The organism is Streptomyces sp. PA03-5A (assembly GCF_033792725.1).
GTDB lineage: Bacteria > Actinomycetota > Actinomycetes > Streptomycetales > Streptomycetaceae > Actinacidiphila.
Window position 1 is genome coordinate 29,048 of the sequence record NZ_JARAVL010000055.1, and the last position, 15,621, is coordinate 44,668.

General features: G+C 68.0%; 14 protein-coding genes and 3 pseudogenes. 8 read left to right on the forward strand and 9 right to left on the reverse strand.

The window, feature by feature from the left end:
* Positions 1-89 precede the first annotated feature (89 nt).
* A complete protein-coding gene (locus PV410_RS40950) occupies positions 90-311 on the reverse strand; it encodes a hypothetical protein (protein ID WP_500331674.1) in 222 nt (73 codons plus the stop codon).
* A gap of 162 nt (positions 312-473) precedes the next feature.
* The gene (locus PV410_RS40955) at positions 474-668 is read right to left on the reverse strand and encodes a hypothetical protein (RefSeq protein WP_500331675.1); all 195 of its coding nucleotides are present in this window, start codon (positions 666-668) and stop codon (positions 474-476) included.
* Positions 669-2,013: 1,345 nt separating this feature from the next.
* On the opposite strand from PV410_RS40955, the pseudogene PV410_RS40960 reads away from it, so the two are divergent.
* Together PV410_RS40960 and PV410_RS40965 are read left to right on the forward strand one after the other, a co-directional pair.
* Positions 2,014-3,201: pseudogene (locus PV410_RS40960) on the forward strand (IS256 family transposase).
* 5 nt (positions 3,202-3,206) lie between these two features.
* A complete protein-coding gene (locus PV410_RS40965) occupies positions 3,207-3,647 on the forward strand; it encodes a HEAT repeat domain-containing protein (protein ID WP_500331696.1) in 441 nt (146 codons plus the stop codon).
* A 709-nt stretch (positions 3,648-4,356) separates the two neighbouring features.
* Here the strand turns inward: PV410_RS40965 and PV410_RS40970 are convergent.
* The 4 genes and pseudogenes from PV410_RS40970 to PV410_RS40985 form a co-directional block, all read right to left on the reverse strand.
* Entirely contained in the window at positions 4,357-4,560 is a 204-nt protein-coding gene (locus PV410_RS40970) for a hypothetical protein (RefSeq protein ID WP_500331677.1), read from the reverse strand.
* Between the two features lie 292 nt (positions 4,561-4,852).
* Positions 4,853-5,926 (reverse strand): GvpL/GvpF family gas vesicle protein, encoded by a 1,074-nt coding sequence (locus PV410_RS40975; RefSeq protein WP_500331698.1) that lies wholly within the window; start codon positions 5,924-5,926, stop codon positions 4,853-4,855.
* Positions 5,927-6,135: 209 nt separating this feature from the next.
* Positions 6,136-7,329 (reverse strand): PP2C family protein-serine/threonine phosphatase, encoded by a 1,194-nt coding sequence (locus tag PV410_RS40980; protein ID WP_500331679.1) that lies wholly within the window; start codon positions 7,327-7,329, stop codon positions 6,136-6,138.
* Positions 7,330-7,680: 351 nt separating this feature from the next.
* Positions 7,681-8,196: pseudogene (locus tag PV410_RS40985) on the reverse strand (cysteine hydrolase family protein).
* 576 nt (positions 8,197-8,772) lie between these two features.
* Between PV410_RS40985 and PV410_RS40990 the strand changes: the two are divergent.
* From PV410_RS40990 to PV410_RS41015, 6 genes are all read left to right on the forward strand, one after another.
* A complete protein-coding gene (locus PV410_RS40990; RefSeq protein WP_500331681.1) occupies positions 8,773-9,168 on the forward strand; it encodes a DUF2267 domain-containing protein in 396 nt (131 codons plus the stop codon).
* 153 nt (positions 9,169-9,321) lie between these two features.
* Positions 9,322-9,687 carry a hypothetical protein gene (locus tag PV410_RS40995; RefSeq protein ID WP_500331683.1) on the forward strand — a complete coding sequence of 122 codons (366 nt, stop codon included), beginning with the start codon at positions 9,322-9,324 and terminating at the stop codon, positions 9,685-9,687.
* 577 nt (positions 9,688-10,264) lie between these two features.
* Entirely contained in the window at positions 10,265-10,759 is a 495-nt protein-coding gene (locus PV410_RS41000; protein ID WP_500331685.1) for a DUF6328 family protein, read from the forward strand.
* Between the two features lie 150 nt (positions 10,760-10,909).
* Entirely contained in the window at positions 10,910-11,098 is a 189-nt protein-coding gene (locus tag PV410_RS41005) for a CDGSH iron-sulfur domain-containing protein (protein WP_500331687.1), read from the forward strand.
* A 666-nt stretch (positions 11,099-11,764) separates the two neighbouring features.
* Positions 11,765-11,980, forward strand: a complete 216-nt coding sequence (locus tag PV410_RS41010) for a hypothetical protein (RefSeq protein WP_500331689.1) — start codon at positions 11,765-11,767, stop codon at positions 11,978-11,980.
* Between the two features lie 937 nt (positions 11,981-12,917).
* Complete coding sequence (locus tag PV410_RS41015) at positions 12,918-13,145, forward strand: hypothetical protein (protein WP_500331691.1); 228 nt, start codon at positions 12,918-12,920, stop codon at positions 13,143-13,145.
* Positions 13,146-13,205: 60 nt separating this feature from the next.
* Here PV410_RS41015 and PV410_RS41020 read toward each other — a convergent pair whose 3' ends face one another.
* The 3 genes and pseudogenes from PV410_RS41020 to PV410_RS41030 all read right to left on the reverse strand — a co-directional run.
* The gene (locus PV410_RS41020; protein ID WP_500331693.1) at positions 13,206-13,409 is read right to left on the reverse strand and encodes a hypothetical protein; all 204 of its coding nucleotides are present in this window, start codon (positions 13,407-13,409) and stop codon (positions 13,206-13,208) included.
* Positions 13,410-13,512: 103 nt separating this feature from the next.
* The gene (locus PV410_RS41025) at positions 13,513-13,953 is read right to left on the reverse strand and encodes a CBS domain-containing protein (protein ID WP_500331695.1); all 441 of its coding nucleotides are present in this window, start codon (positions 13,951-13,953) and stop codon (positions 13,513-13,515) included.
* A 380-nt stretch (positions 13,954-14,333) separates the two neighbouring features.
* A pseudogene (locus PV410_RS41030) lies at positions 14,334-15,459 on the reverse strand (IS256 family transposase); the annotation flags it as partial.
* Positions 15,460-15,621 lie beyond the last annotated feature (162 nt).

Here is a 15,621-nt window from a genome sequence, read left to right on the forward strand (position 1 = left end):
TGCGATCAGTGCCCCCGGCCGCAGTCGCAGGCGGCGGTTGACGAACGGGCCCATGACACGGCTGCGACTGGTCGGCGTCACCAGCGGAATCAGCGCGAACGGTATCCCGAATTCGCAGCGATGGCGGAGTCGATCGACTGGTTCAGCACGGAATGGCGGCCGGGCGACAAGTGACCTAAGGCGAGGCCCACCACAAGGTCAATGATCAAGGCGATCGTAGCCAGGTCACACGCGGGGTCCGGCACGAACAGACTCATCCGGTAGGTGGTCGGGTGCGCCCGGCCCCCGCAAAACCTGTCGATCCGGATCATGGCATCGCTGTCGAACCCCTCCGTCTAATGAAGCGCCGGCCCAATGAGCCGCTCTGCATCCGGGGATGAGTGCCGACGCGTCAGACGGGTCCATGTTCGACGGGGCCGCGCAGGGCGCCCGCCCGGCCCTCACCACGTAACCGGGCGGGCTGCTTGGGGGACCTAGGGGCTTCGCTCCGCGTGGGCGGGGATTAGCAGATTCCAGCCGATGCCGGAGCAGTCCTTCGGGACCGATGGGAAGGTGTGGCCCTCCACATCCGTGCTGACGAAGCGGTGGCCTTGGCCCCAGGTGCATTCATAGATGCCGCTCACCGGGACCTTCTTTCCGGGGAGATGCACGCGGGTGTTCTCGTCCATCACGTCCTCCTCACCGACCGGGGCCCGAGTGGAGCAGACCCCGGCCTGCAAGGCGCTGACCGCCGAGAGAGGGGAGCCCTCGGGGAACCGCCCGGTCGGGGGGCGAAACGGGCGGCTCCGGCAGATCGCCTTACCTCGCATCGCCCGGCTGAAACCCTCGAAGTAGGGGTTTCCGAGGGCAGCGCGAAGATCCATGGAGTCGGCTGGGCTCGTAGGAGGTGGGTGGGCGGTCCGCAGGCTGGAGGTTCTATCGAGTGCTGAGCCCGCCCGGCTGGGGCCCGGGCCTCGTGGATGGTTCACACGACCAGTCGGGCGGACACTTGCGGGCGGCCCCGCCTCTAGTCAGGGAAGGACGGCGACGAGGCCGCACTTAAATGGTGCGCCCGCTCCCGGGATATTGCGAGGCCCTCACCGCGCAGCCGCGGCGGTGGGGGCCCCTTCTTCCCGGTCGGTCTTGCGGGCGTGTGGAGGCACGTCGGGCAGGCTCGCTTTTCCAGAATGCCCGCAAAGGCTCGTTGCCGAGCGCTGAAGATGTAGGCCAGGCCCCGCCTCTCGCACGGCAGGGGCCTGGCCCTCGGCCGAAGGACGTCTTGGGTGAGGTGGACAAACCCTCGGCGCTGCATCTAGCCTCCGCGGGCCTGCAGGGGGCCGCAAGCTAGTCGCCGCAGCCGAGTGAGGGGCGGCCCCTCCCTGTGACGTCTCCCGCGTGGACGGGGCTGCGCTACCAGCATGCGACTGCTCGTGGCTGGGGTCACGCTAGCCGCATGAACTGCCGTGTGATCGTGTACCCGCCGACGGGTAGCGGGGGACGCCGTGTGCGTTACGACGGGAAAGTCCTTGGCCTCGCATACGCTCCGCGAGACCTGGTCGCGCTCGTGCGCTCCCGGACCGGGGAAGGCCATTCTGGGGGCGGAGTTGGGTCGGAGCGCGACCCCGCCCGGTGTGCGCGACGGAGTCAGAGGGCGGGTCGCAGCCCAGGATGCGCAGCATACCCGGTGGGAGCACGCGGGACAGGGCGAGTCGGGTGTCGTCCTACCGCCGCCAACGAGCGATGGCCGGCGCGCGCGAAGGGGCTTTGGGAGTGGCCCTCCGGTGTCCCTACGGCGCGTCGGCCTAACGCCTTACCTTGCACGCATCACCGAAACCTCAGGGACCGGGAAGCTCCTATAGCTCCTGCGGGGCGGTGATCCGCATGCGACAGCGGACCAGGCCGTCCTCGGGCGAGCAATGCTCAGGACTTGTGGATCGGTTCCGGGAGGGCACGTGAAGGGCGTACCTTCCCGAATGATCCTTTGAAGGTCTCCGAGTAGGCCCGCGTTGCAGCGCGGGTCGGGAAGGCACGCCCGTGCTCAGCGTAGTCACCGAGGACGGCTCCACCCAATCCGGCTCCTTGATCGACGAGGTCGTCCGCCAGGGCGCACGCCGGATGCTTGCCGCCGCACTGGAAGCCGAAGTCAACCAGTACATTGCCGAGTTGGCGGCCGAGACCGACGAGGCTGGCCGCCGCTTGGTTGTCCGCAACGGTCACCACCGGCCCCGGACCGTGGTCACCGCGGCCGGACCGGCTGAGGTGAGGGCCCCCGCGGATCAACGACCGGCGTGTCGACGAGCAGACCGGCGGGCGCAAGCGGTTCTCCTCCAAGATTCTTCCGCCGTGGTGCCGCAAGTCGCCGAAGATCTCCGAGGTGCTGCCGCTGCTCTATCTGCACCGCCTGTCGTCCGGAGACTTCGTCCCGGCCCTGGAGGAGCTTCTTGGCAGCACAGCCGGCCTTTCGCCGGCGACCGTGACCCGGCTGACCAAGCAGTGGAGCGACGACCACGCCGCCTTCCAGCAGCGGGACCTGTCGGACCGGGACTTCGTCTACGTGTGGGCCGACGGAGTGCGCCCCAAGGTCCGGCTCGGCCAGGCGCACTCGTGCGTGCTGGTCCTACTCGGCGTTCGCCTGGACGGCACGAAGGAGCTGATCGCACTGGCCGAAGGGCTGCGGGAGTCCACGGAGTCGTGGGCCGACCTGCTGCGCGACTGCCGCCGACGCGGCATGCGCGACCCGGAGCTGGTGGTCGGCGACGGCGCGATGGGTCTGTGGAGGGCATTGGCCGAGGTTTTCCCAGCAGCACGGCATCAAAGGTGCTGGGTTCACAGGAGATCTACAACGCTGAGGACCGCGCCCACACCGAGCGGGCGATCGAAGCGTTCGCCCGCACCTACGGAGCCAAGTGGCCCAAGGCCGTCGCGAAGATCACCGACGACCGGGACGAGCTGCTGGCGTTTTACGACTTCCCGGCCGAGCACTGGATCCACCCGCGGACCACCAACCCCATCGAGTCCACCTTCTCCACCGTCAAGCTCCGCACCAAGGTCACCCGCGGTGCCGGCAGCCCGGCAGCGGCGCTCTCCATGGTGTTCAAACTCGTCGAGTCCGCTCAAGCGCGATGGCGCGCGATCACCGGCGCGCACCTGGTGCCCCTGGTCCGTGCCGGCGCGCGCTTCGAGAACGGCATCCTGGTGGAGCGGTGCGAGGTGGCCGCGTGAAGGACATGTTTGCGGCACTTGAAGCGCTGACCGACCGCGATCCGAACCGGCGGGACGTCGCCGCCTCGGTCCTGGGGGACCTCCTGCGCGGCACCGCACTCGACGCGGATTCGACTCGTCTGATCGTCGGACGCCTGGTCAGCCTAGCGGTCAACGAACCGGTAGCCATGGTCCGCGAGTCTGCCCTCAACTCGATCAGCGAAGCTTTCAACCACCACAGCCTGCCGCTGGGCATCGTCCAACCGCTGGCCGCCGACATGCCGACGATGGAGCCCGAGCTCCTCCCTCATGCGCTCTACATTTTCGGCGCAACGCACGACCCGCAGGCTCGCCCACTGATCGAGCCCTTCCTCAACCACCCCGACACGGACGTGCGAGAGGAAGCCGAACGCGCGGCAGCCGAGATCACCGCATCCACCACAGAACGCCGCAACCACAACTCTTGACTATTGCTCTCCTCGGGCAGGTAGAGCAGCATGCTGCTTCCGTCGGTGGCGCGAGCCTGAATCCATGCGCGGACGTAGGCGACCTGGTCGACGGGGCCGGTGAGGACGATGTCGACGGCGTCGTGGTCGGGTGGCGGGAAGAGGTCGTTCTCGACTGTGCTCATAGCGTGTCAACAGTTCGGTCTGGGCTGGTGCGGCGGCCCGGAGCGGTGGCCACTCGAAGGAGCGGCGCCGGCTTGGCTGTGCCGCTCCTCCGCCACTCGCCGCGCTACCACCAGCCCGCGGCGGATCCGTGCAGGCCTGCCCCACTGCAGTGCCGGCATACGTCCTCGGTCGGCGGACCGACGTCCTGGCCTCCAACCGACCGGCCCGGGCCGTTCCTCACCGACTGGAACCGCCTCGCTGCCGAGACCGCAACGATCCTTAGCCTGAAGGCCGGGTGCCCCCCGACCGGCAACTCGCAGACCTGTGGGCCAACTCACGCTGCAGGCATCGCATTTCTTGATCACCGCAGTGTGGCGCGCGCTGCGCCGACAGTCGCAGGGCACGGACCATGTGCCCGCGACGCCACATGATGCCTGCAGTGCGCGAACGGTACAGCGAGCAGGGGGCTGGCGCTTGTGGCAGGCGCCGGCTGCCGTCGTAGTCTGAACTTGTCCGTCCGGCCGGATTAGGCCCTACGGGGGCCGATTAAGGCCGGGCGGGCCAGTCACCACACGTCTGGGCCGCCACCGCGCCACTCGATCACGTCGGGGTCGGCGATGTCGAACCATGCAAAATCGAAGCCAGCGAGCCAAAGGAACTGCTCCAGTTCTGTCATGTCGCGGGCAGTTCCGAAGTAGACCCCGTTGATCGTTACCCCGCGGCCGTCCATGGGCGGAAGGACGATGACGGACGGCTCCTTGACGGGCAAATATCCAGCGTGTCTCGCGCGGAACGCGGGTGCATCCTGGAAGTGTGGCCCTGCCCATGCGGAGGGGACGCAGCCCTCGTGGCGGGGTCGCCCAAACGTCTGCCTGGCCATGCGAGTGGTCCACGCGGCTGGCCGGGTGGGCACGAAGGCGCGGTCCCGTCGCTTCCTCCGGGGCCTTCGGCGGGGCCGCTCCGTCACGCCGCATGATTCGTTCCTTGACGAGACGGCCACCGAGAGCTGACCCCGCTGGCTCGACACGCTGACCAACCGCACAGTCGAACATGTGAGCGACTTACCACCTGATGCTGAGCGGCTGCGGGTAATCCACCTGCAGCTGCAGATCGACGCGGTCGACGCGAAGATCCGCGAGGCCGAGGAGAGGGAGCCCCGACCCGCTGCCGCTGCCACGCCGCCGAAGCAAGAGAAGTCGCACGCTCGTCGTCGAGGCCGAGGTCGTCCCTGGTGTTTGACCAGGCGGGTGAAGGGCTTCTGCTTGATCGCGGCGTACGAGGTAGGCGGTGCTGCTGATGGTGGTTCCGGGTTCGTCGGTAAGGCGTGCCCTGGACTGGGGGTGCCGGCGGCAGGCGGTGGCCAGTCCCGTGAGTTTCCTATGGAGCCGGTCGGCTGCCGCCAGCGCCTCGCGCTGATGGTGACCAGCATCGTACGACTGGTCGTGCACTGGCAGGAAGGCTTGATCGGAGCGCGTTGCCTGAGGCAAGGGCGGTATGGGGGGCTCTTCGACGGGCAGAGCGTAGACGGTCACCTCCCACTCCTGCTGGCCAGCCAGCGAGGTCAGCACGTCGGTGAAGTGCTGATGGTGCGCTGCCACCATCGCCGCCAATAGTTCCTGGTCCCGGTGCACGGTGGCCAACTTCAGCGGCAGCACGCTGGTGTGCTGAGCCAGGGCGTCTACGGTGCTGCGATGTATGCGAGCAGCTCCCAGCCAGGAAAAGTTTCCAGATGCCATCTGAGTGCCTTGCGGGTGTATTCGATGCGCGGCACTTTGCTGACGGCTACGGCCAGGTCCGCGGTGTAGATGATCCGAACGCGGCGGCCTGCAATCCCACGTAGGTGCCTCAGGGCCTTGTCCTGTCCGGTGAAGGGCAACAGGGCGGTACTCAACGGTCCGTACTCCCCTCGGGTAAGGCTTGGTCTGGGCGATTGAGCCGTCCGCTGGGTGTGAGGTATCTGGGGCCGCACGACGGCTCGCCGGGAAGGTCCGTGATAATCCGAACGCGTTGCCGACGGGCCACCCACGGTGGCGTCTACCCGGGGACGGGTGCGTGCACTGCGCGAGTCCCCCGCTGGTGCCCGGCGACGCCGAGTTGGTTGCCCGCCGCGTTACCGCGGTCTGCTGGACGCCCATCAGCGCCTCGCGGACCAGCAAGCCGCCTTGCCTGACCGAGTAAGGGTCGGCTCGCACGTCACCTCAGTTCCAGGCCGCCACCTGACTTTCGCTTGGACGCCGAGCCCCTCATGGCACCCTTTGAAAGCGGCCGGGGTCGCTCGCGCTCTTCAGGCGCTGGCCATGTGTGCAGGGGGTGAGAGTTCGCCATGCTGAACCAGCGTGTGCCGCTACGGGGCAGCTCCGATCCATTCGCAGATGAGGACGGTGGCGTCGTCTTTGAGCCTTCCACGATGGTGCTCGACGACTGCGTGCATGAGTCGGCGCAACGTTTCCGGGGCCGGCATGCCATCGGCCTGCTGGCGGATGATGAAGTCGGTGAACCGGCCCCGGCCGAATTCGTTGCCTTGCGCGTCGCGGGCTTCTGTGACGCCGTCGGTGTAGAGCAGGACGCGGTCGCCGCGTTGGAGATGTTCGTGGCACGTCTGGACGGGCAGGCCCAGGTCGCTGCCCATCGGGTGCGAGGGCGGGCAGTCAAGGACGTGCACCCAGCGTCCGCCACGGATCAGCACCGGCGGCGGGTGACCTCGGTTGACCCACGTGAAACGGCCGGTGGAAAGGTCCAGGTCGGCCAGCACGCCCGTGATGTACCGCTGATGCGCAAACTGCTCGATGAGCACCTCCTCGATGGCGGCACTGGCCGCCGCAAGGCCGACGCCGTGACGGCGCTGATTACGGCAGGCGGCCATCGCGAGTTGTGACGTCAGCCCGGCGGCGTTGTCGTGGCCCATGGCGTCGAAGACCGCCAGATGGAGTACGTCGCCCGCCAGTGCGTAGTCGAATGCGTCCCCGCCGACCCGGTAGGCCGGCTCCATCTCGGCGCAGACCACCACCCGGCCGTCGGCAAACGCCCGCGGGGGCATGAGCGCCCACTGCATCTCGGCGGCGATGTTCATGGACTCGACGCGCACCAGACGCGCATGCGAGTCGCTCGAAAGCCGTTTACTGACGAGCTGCAGTCCCACCAGAGAAGCGAGATACTCGGCCGCATCAAGGCCCACCCCGAGGGCTACGTCGACCCGCAGGACGCCCAGACGATGCGTGCCGTCAAGGATCGGCACCCAGTGGCGCTGCCGACCCGGTCCGGCACCCGGAGCGGTCATGATGCGGGTGTGGCGGAAGGCACGCCCCGGCAGCGTCGTTTCGATGCACAGCTCCTCACCGTCCCGGCCGGCATCGAGCCCGACGCCCGTCAGCTCTCGGAGCACCTCCTGTCGCAGGTCCGACACATAAACGCGGGCATCCTCCAGCTCCGCCTTCGCCGCGTGCTCGGCCACCAGCCCGGGAAGTTGCTCGATGCTCGCCAGGTGACCGGCCTGCAACAGGCCACCCAACATCCGAAGCACGTCATCGGACCGCGCCATCCAGTCGCCACCCTTGCTCGCCGATCCGTCCCCCACCATCGTGCGCCTCAGGACCGAAGAGCAGACGCATTGCCATCCGCCTGGCTCGCCGCGTCGCCAGTGGTGAGGAGGGTCCCTGAGAGCCGGCGTACCGTGCAAACGGTCCACCCGCCTGGTCGTGTGAAGGGCCCACGGCGGCCGCTTCGCCAAAGCAAACACGACGGCTGGGCGAAGCTGCCCCGCCCGCTGCCCTCGATGGGGGCAGCTGATGGAGCCCCCAGCATCAGGTTCGGCCCAGGCGGTGTCCGGGTCTTCCTGCCTCCGCGAGGGTTTGCTCGCTAGAGGCCCTCGGGTTCGTGAAAGAGCGGCCGGTCAGGGCAGCGGGAGCCCTGAACCGGTCTCGACGCCCATCCGGACCTCGTCCGCCGCGCAGAGGTGGGTGCCCATGTTGCGCTCCATCATGCGCAGCGCCGCGTCCGCCAGGTCGCGGTGGATGTGGGCGACAGCGTCACTCGCGACAATCGTCGGAAGGTCACGGATGTGCGCGTCGAGTGCCGAGTACAGCACGCACTGCTCGGTGACCTGCCCGCACAGCACGAGGTGGCCGACGTTCTGCCGGTCCAGGAGGTACACCAGCGGAGTTCGGAAGAAGATCGAATGCCGGGCCTTGAGGACGAACAGCGAGTCGGCGTCGGGCTTGACCGGTTCAACCAGGTCGGCGTGCGGACCGGCGAGCGCCATGTCCAGGATCTCGTCGTGCGGGAGCGCCAGCGTCCGAAATTGTCGTTGACGTAGATGACGTCCACACCGATGTCGCGCGCGCGTGTCGTGTTCGTACGTATTGATCATGTCGATCACGACGAGCGCGGTCGTTTCCTTGTCGTGCATTCGTTGCGGACCTCGATGGTTGCCGTGTCAGGCGGTCACTCCCCGGCGGCGTGCTGGGCTCGTACGCGGGGGAAGTGCAGAAAGCTCCGGACAGGGTCGTTGTTCCAGCATGCGGCCATCAAGACTGCGTCGCAGCCCGGAGGGGTGGAATGCCGAGTGATCGTGTATCCCGCCTTCGGAATGCGGCGGGCGCCGGGTCCGGCTGGATGAGCGCATCCTCACCCTGGCCCATGGGCCCAGGGAGATTCTCGTCTTGCTGCGGCGGGCTGGGCTCAGGCCCCGGGTCAGAGACCTCTGGAAGGGGAGCTGGTCGAATGGCGGGGCGGCGGACCTGATCTTTGGTGACAGGCGGCGCGCCGCGCCGCCGGTTCGCATCGACCGCCGTTCCACCGTTCGGGCCTGCCCGGTGGACGCCGGGCCGCTGCGATTCCTTCCGCTGGGTCAAGCGTCGCGTCGCTGGTCGTTGCTGTCCTGGCGCAGCTGGTCGGCGTGCCGAATGAGAGCGTCCACGCGCGCAGCTATCTGAAAGGCACACCGATGTCCCCGCAGCCCCCAGCGGACCTCCGTACACCGGCGATGACGTTCGACGCGATGGTCGAGCACGTACGCTACGAGGGTGCCTACCCAACCCGCGAACGGGCCGAGCAGGCCGTCCGTGATGTGCTGGCCGGACTCGGTCGGCAGCTGATCGGCGAAGAACGCGTCGCCCTGGCCGCCCGGCTTCCGGTCGAGGCCGCGCTCGAGCTCACCGCCCGGCTCCCCCGCACCGAACCGCTCACCGCCTTCGACTTCGTCAGCGACCTGGCCACCCGCACCGGCGGCACGCCCGCCACCGCACGCTGGGACGCCGGGACCGTTTTCGCGATTCTCAGTCGCCTGACCGGGGACGACCTCATCAACCGCGTTCTCGCACAACTGCCAACCGGGTACGCCTTGCTTTTCGGCCGGGCCGAATTGGCGCCGACCGCATAGCGGTGGCCGCGGTCGGCTCTCGCCCATCAATTCACCCCTTCGACGCGCAACCCACACGGACTGTGTCCCGTCGCGGCGCACCCGATCGTGCGGGGCTGGTCGGCCGCACCGCAGACCGCCTCACGCCGGGGAACTGTCCGTAGCCTTGGCGGCGTGGCCAGCACCGGCACTCACCCCAGTCCTTCCCCGCCGACCGTCCGGCACAGGACGGCGGCCCCGTTTGTGCCGTTTTCGTACGGGCAGGCGTGGGGTGTCCTGACGGAACGGAGGAGAACGATGGCGACAGGTGAGACAGGATTCAAGGACGTGGCGTACGACCTGGTGTCGGTCCAGTACCACTCGCTTAAGGCTGGCCACGACTACGGTCAGTACGTACGGGACGCGAAGAGCGCTGGAGAGAACGAGATCGCGGACTTCTTCGAGGACGTGATGCGCGAAGACTCCGAGCGCGCCGCTCGCTGCCATGAGTTCCTGTCAGAACTGGCAGAGAAGGGCGATATCGGGCCCGCCGCGTCCTAACGGACTCACACGCCGGATCCTGAGAGGCGCTGGCTGTGCCAGGCGGGGCACTCACTGCCCCATCGGGCCGGGACCCCGCCTGGCGCTGCGACAGGCGGGCAGGCAGGTGGCCGGCCTGCGCGGGCGACCATGAGGTGGACGCGTTACGGCAGGCGAGCGCCTGGTCCACAGCAGCGGTCGGGTCCAGCCGCGGCTGCGAAGGTCGGTCAACGCGGTGACCGGACGGCGCGCTACCCGCAGATCGGCGCCGTCGTCACGAGCCCGGAGTGGCCGAGGACCCGCTCCTAACGGGTCCATCTCAGACCACGTCATCAGCGTGGCGCCAGAGGAGGCACGTCGCCCGCTCCTGGTGTAGTTCCTGGGCTACGTTTTGTTTCATATCGAACCAACCTGCCCCTTCCACACCAGGAGCAGCGTGACCTCTGTGGTGCTGGCAGGCTGGTGCGGCGATCCGTCCGTTCAGGGCACCCGGCTCGCCCGATCGGACGGGCTTGCGTCGCGCCCACGCTGCCACCAGTTGGGAGGGCGGTAGACAGCAAGGTGACAATGCCGCCGAGCCGCCTGTGAGAGAGACGCCATGGCCGCTGACGCCCATGCCTCCGGACGCCATGAGACCGAGGAAGAGCGCGCGGATCGCAAATGGGGCGAACTGATCCAGGAGGTGCGCGTCGCCCAGACCGGCGTGCAGATCCTCTTCGGTTTCCTGCTGACGGTGGTGTTCACTCCCCGCTACACGCAGCTGCAGCACGCGGACAAGGCCATTTACATCGTCACCGTCGCCCTGGGGGCCTCGGCCACCGGCGCCCTGGTCGGGCCGGTGGCCTTCCACCGCCTGGTGTCGGGGCTGCACATCAAGCCGCAGACAGTGCAATGGGCCTCCCGCGTGACCTTCGTGGGTCTGATCCTGCTCCTCGCCACGATGACAGCGGCGCTCTTGCTGGTGCTGCGCGTGGCCACGCACGACCCCTTCGTCCCATACCTGGTCGGCGCGGTCCTGGCCTGGTACCTCATGTGCTGGTTTGTCCTGCCCTGCTGGGCACGGGTTCGCTTCGCAGGTCACCGGCATAAGTGAGCGGACGGATCCAATGGCGGCGGCCGGCTGCCGGACCCCCAACCTCGGCATCAGCCCTTACGCCGCACGTGAGGGTACCCGCGCCAGGACCTAAGGAAGAGCTGGTGGTGGTCCGTGCCGAACGTGAACGGTGAACCAGCGCCGACGCGCGTGACGATCACCCGGGAAGGACCGACCCTGATCAAAGGCCCCGTCGAGGTGGTCCTGGACGACGGCCGTGTCGTGCGTTCCGACCGCTTCGTCGTGGCCATCTGCGCCTGCCGCCGCAGCCGCACGTACCCGTGGTGCGACACCAGCCACCGCCGCCGCACCCGGCCTGCCCCGGCTCCCGCGGATTAGGTCCCCGGAACGGCGGTTGCCCTGCCCTTGACCGGGGACGTCCGGTCAATCCGGCCTCAGCGGGGATGGTCGGCCGAGATCCGCGTTTCGGGGGCCAATTGCTCGGCGGATGGTTCCGATGGTCGGCCCACGCGCAGTGGCGGCAACGTGAGCAGCCTGCGGGCGCACAGTTCCTGTACGACGAGGAGCAGCACATTGCTCTGGTCCAGGCCACGCGCCCACGCCGCGTCTGGGGCCGGCGCGGCTTCTACGGGCGACGCATCCCGTGGTCGCGGGACGCGTGGAGTCTGTCGAGCGGGTTCCTCAGCGCACTACCGCGATATCGGCGCCGAAGACTTCGTCTTGATAGGGCAACCGGGTGATGTCGCTTGGAGCCGATTACGTCTGGGTGAATCGGCTTGAGACTCAGCGTGATCCAACACAGCAGGTACCTCACCAGCCCATCGCCGCAGCGGTACCGGACGCCGTCGCAATCGTGGTGCCATGCCTGCTTCCGGCGGAGGCGCCCGATTCGGCTCACGCGCGGCTCTGACCGGGCGGGTAACACCAGCACTTTTCCGGTACGTACCCGTGCACCAGAGGTAGGTAGAGCCGCATGAAAGCTCTCGTCATCAACTGCACCCTCAACGGTCGCCGCAGCCGTCCAGCATCTACGCCCTTGCAAGGGTGGCAGCGGACCAGCTCGCCGCCTGCGCCGTGGACATCGACTGCGTCCGCGCCGTGGACCTCGACATCAAGCCGGGAGCGACCAGCGACCAAGGCGACGGAGACGCGTGGCCCGAGGTCCACGGCAAGCTGTTGTCCTCGGAGATCCTCATCGTCGCCTCCCCCACATGGTGGGTAGGCCCTCGTCGATCGCCCAGCGCGGGCTGGAGCGCATGAACGCCATGATGTCCGAGACGGACGACCGTGGCCGCCCGGTCGCCTACAACCGGGTGGCCGGTGTGGTGGTGACGGGCGACGAGGACGGCGCACACCACGCCATCAGCGAGATCTCCGGGGCGCTGACGGACCTGGGCACACCATCCCAGGCCAGGCCTGGACGTACGGGCACCTCGGCCCCGGGGCCGGCCCCGACTACCTCGACGACGAACGCGGCCACGACTGGTCCCACAAGTCAGGTCGCGCCATGGCCGCGAACCTGCACGGCGTCGCCCAGGCCTGGCAGCGACACCCCTCAACGGACCGCCAGGATGATCGTGGCGTCTCTTGGCGGACCGCCGATTACGCGACGGCGCCGAAGGCAAGCACCCCGGGCGGCGAACGAGCACCAGCAGATGCGCCCGTGATCCCGGGAGGCCCTGCTCGCCATCGCAGGCGACGAAAACGCCCGCCAGTGAACGGTGGCATGGTGAACGGGACGGCTGAGGCACTGTGCAGCGGCTGGCGGGCTCAAAGCTCGTGCGCTCCGAGGTCGTCACTCGGATGCGTCGTCCCGCTTGAAGATCACGCGACTGGGCGTGATGCTGTTCGGTTCGTCCGAGAGCTCGACCTGCGCCGGTAGCTTTTCGGGCCTGAGGAAGCCCCCGCCGGACCCACCTGCGAGGGCTCTTCATGCGAGGCCGACGATGGCATGATGCGCTGATCGGCCTCGTCACCTCCGTGTAACGCACATTCTGCGCCCTTGGAAGTAGCGTCCCGCCATGCTGCTTCCCACTTCACCAGACCGGGGTCATGGCCGCTGATCCTGGCAGACGCGGAGATCCGGCCGACCTGGCCGTTAGGTCCGGCTGAGCTGCCGCGGACCGTCCACCACCGCCAATCCCCGGACCCGGCTGCGCTCCCCGATTCCCTCCGCGACTGCACAGTACCGATCACGGTGGAGGTGTCCGAGCCAGTGGCATACCGGTGGCACGCCTGGGCCGGGAGGATGCTGCCGAGTGCTGCCGCCGGCGTGCTGACGGCAACCGGCTTCGACGGCGGTCGGCCCGACGAATGGTTCGTGTTGGAGCGGGCGGTCCCCGCAATCGAGTGGGTGTCGCTCATCGACCTGGCGGCGCGGCTGCCGCTTTGGCCGGAGGCGGTGGAGCCGCCGGAACGGGGGTAGCCACCCCTTAGGGTCCCCTGCCCGGCCCCGTGATCCCAGCAACCGGGTCAGGCGGGGGACTCACCATACTGTCGGGCCTGCGCTATGCCAGTCGAACAGCTCGTCGTCCAGATAGATCGAGTCGGGATCGAGGCCAGCACGCCGCAGGAACTCCATCAGGTCCCGAAGGTCGTAGGCGATGCCGAGGTCCTGGCAGTCCAGGCGCACACGCCGACCGCCAGCCTCAGAAGGCGGCGGGTACACGACCACCCGATGCCGCTCCATACGCTCAGGCTGCCTCCACCGGAGGAGAGGGCGCGCAGCCTACATGTGCAGCCCTGTCCTCCCCGACGCGCGCACCGGGCGGGCGTTGCAGCCCGCCACCGGATCAGGCGTTGACGTACACCCGGGTCACGAATTCCGCGATCTGGGCGTCCGTCAGATTGCGCGCGAGGTCGGCCTCGCTGATCATGCCGACCAGTCGGTGACCCTGCTCCGTGTCGATGACTGGCAGGCGCTTGATCTGATGCTGTTCCATCAACTGCAATGCCTCATCGGCGCCGGCGCTCGCGTCGATCCACTGCAGATCACCGGCTAGAGTTCCCGCCTGAACCGTTGCGGGGTCGATGCCCTCTGCGTCGCACTGGACCACGATGTCGCGGTCGGTGATCAGGCCCGCGAGCCTGTTGTCGTCCCCGCAGATGGGCAGGCATCCGACGTTCAAATCGCGCATCATCCTTGCCGCTTCCTGAAGCGATTGATGCGCGCCGACGCACTGGACTCCGCCGGACATGATGTCCCTGGCCGTGAGCTGCTTGTTGCCCGTCATCCTCTTCTCCCCTGCGATTCTGGCTTTCGGGTCCGGTTGACAGCGGATGCTCGTGAGGCTGGTCAGAGCCATCGCGTCGATCGTTTCCGGCTCTCTGCCGTGGCTCCAAGCCCCTGCTAGACCTGCCGTTCAACGGAGGCGCGCTGTACGAAGGCACCCTTCTCTCCAGGATCGGCTTCGTCCCTACGGCTCGCATCTGCAGGGAGATCGCCAGGGATGAGACCGTCAGCGGCACCGGATGCACCCTGGCGGGCGACGGCGGCTCGATGACAACGCTTCCGGACCCTTGCGCCGAGAGGGCACGTCCGCTGGAGTGGTGTATCGACGGCAACTCGGTGATCTCTTCTTTGAGGCCATGCGGTGAGTTCGGTTGGCAGGACGGTGTCGTCGTTTCCTGACTCGATCGGGCGGATGCGGGCTTTGGCGAGGAGGTCGCGGCCCATGTAGCGGCGGGCCTCGGTCCACTCGTCGTTCTCATCGGCCAGGACAGCACCGACCAGGCGGATCATGGCGGTGCGGTCGGGGAAGATGCCGACCACGTCAGTGCGTCGGCGGATCTCTTTGTTCAGTCGTTCCTGCGGGTTGTTGGACCAGATCTGCCGCCAGGTCTCCCGCGGGAAGGCGGTGACGGCCAGCAGGTCGTGGCGGGCGGCATCCAGGTGCTCGGCCGCCTTGGGAAACTTGGTTTCCAGAGTGTCCAGGACTTGCTGCATCTGGGCCTGGACGGCGTCGGCGTCGGCGTCGGGCTGTTCGAAGACGTCCGCAGCAGCGTCGCCACCCATGGCTGAGCCGATTTCGAGACCTGGGAGAGCAGATTGCGGGCGTAGTGCGTGCGGCAGCGCTGCCACGAAGCCCAGGCAGGACGGCTCCGATGGCGTCGACTGGCCCGGCGTGGGCGTCGGAGACGACGAGCTGGACACCGGTCAGGCCGGGGGCGATGAGCGAGCGCAGGAAGGCCAGCCGGCCGGCGCCGTCCTCGGCGGTGGCGACGTCCAGCCCGAGGATCTCGCGGTGTCCGTCGGCATTGACGTCGACCGCGATCAGCGCGTGAACGTTCAGGACGCGGCCACCTTCGCGGACCTTCTGGGTCAGTGCGTCGACCCAGACGAACGCATACGGTCCGTCGTCCAGGGGCCGGTTACGGAAGGCGCTGACCTGTTCGTCCAGGTGCTTGGACATCGCGCTGACCTGGGACTTGCTCAGCTGTGTCACGCCAAGGGACTCGGCAAGCTTCTCGACCCGGCGGGTAGAGACCCAGAGCAGGTAGGCGGTGGCCACCACCAAGATCAGGGCCTGCTCGGCCCGGCGACGTCGTTCCAGAAGCCAGTGCGGGAAGTAACTGCCGCTGCGGAGCTTGGGGATGGCCAGCTCCACCGTGCCGGCCCTGGTGTCCCACTCGCGCGGGCGATACCCGTTGCGATGGTTGACGCCTTCGTCACTGGGCCTTTTCCAACCTGAGCTGGCGGCTGTGCAGGGTAACGATCGCCGGGCTGCTCCCGGGCTCAACTGCCCTCGGAGTCCAGCCGCTCGGCGGCTTGGAGCACGTACTCGGGGAGCTTCGACGTGGCGGCTAGTGTCCTGAGTCGTTGTTTCGCTGCGTAAGTCGGTGGTGGTTCGTCATGATGGGCGGATGGCGAGGACGGGACGGCCGAAGGCCGAGTTGGTGCT

Excerpts from the sequence above, each read along its gene's own strand:
- PV410_RS40975 (WP_500331698.1), bottom strand. The coding sequence starts at position 5,926 with ATGGGCGTCCAGCAGACCGCGGTAACGCGGCGGGCAACCAACTCGGCG.
- PV410_RS40955 (WP_500331675.1), bottom strand. The coding sequence starts at position 668 with ATGGACGAGAACACCCGCGTGCATCTCCCCGGAAAGAAGGTCCCGGTG.
- PV410_RS41000 (WP_500331685.1), top strand. The coding sequence starts at position 10,265 with ATGGCCGCTGACGCCCATGCCTCCGGACGCCATGAGACCGAGGAAGAG.
- PV410_RS40950 (WP_500331674.1), bottom strand. The coding sequence starts at position 311 with ATGATCCGGATCGACAGGTTTTGCGGGGGCCGGGCGCACCCGACCACC.
- PV410_RS41025 (WP_500331695.1), bottom strand. The coding sequence starts at position 13,953 with ATGACGGGCAACAAGCAGCTCACGGCCAGGGACATCATGTCCGGCGGA.
- PV410_RS40990 (WP_500331681.1), top strand. The coding sequence starts at position 8,773 with ATGACGTTCGACGCGATGGTCGAGCACGTACGCTACGAGGGTGCCTAC.
- PV410_RS40965 (WP_500331696.1), top strand. The coding sequence starts at position 3,207 with ATGTTTGCGGCACTTGAAGCGCTGACCGACCGCGATCCGAACCGGCGG.
- PV410_RS40980 (WP_500331679.1), bottom strand. The coding sequence starts at position 7,329 with ATGGCGCGGTCCGATGACGTGCTTCGGATGTTGGGTGGCCTGTTGCAG.
- PV410_RS41020 (WP_500331693.1), bottom strand. The coding sequence starts at position 13,409 with ATGGAGCGGCATCGGGTGGTCGTGTACCCGCCGCCTTCTGAGGCTGGC.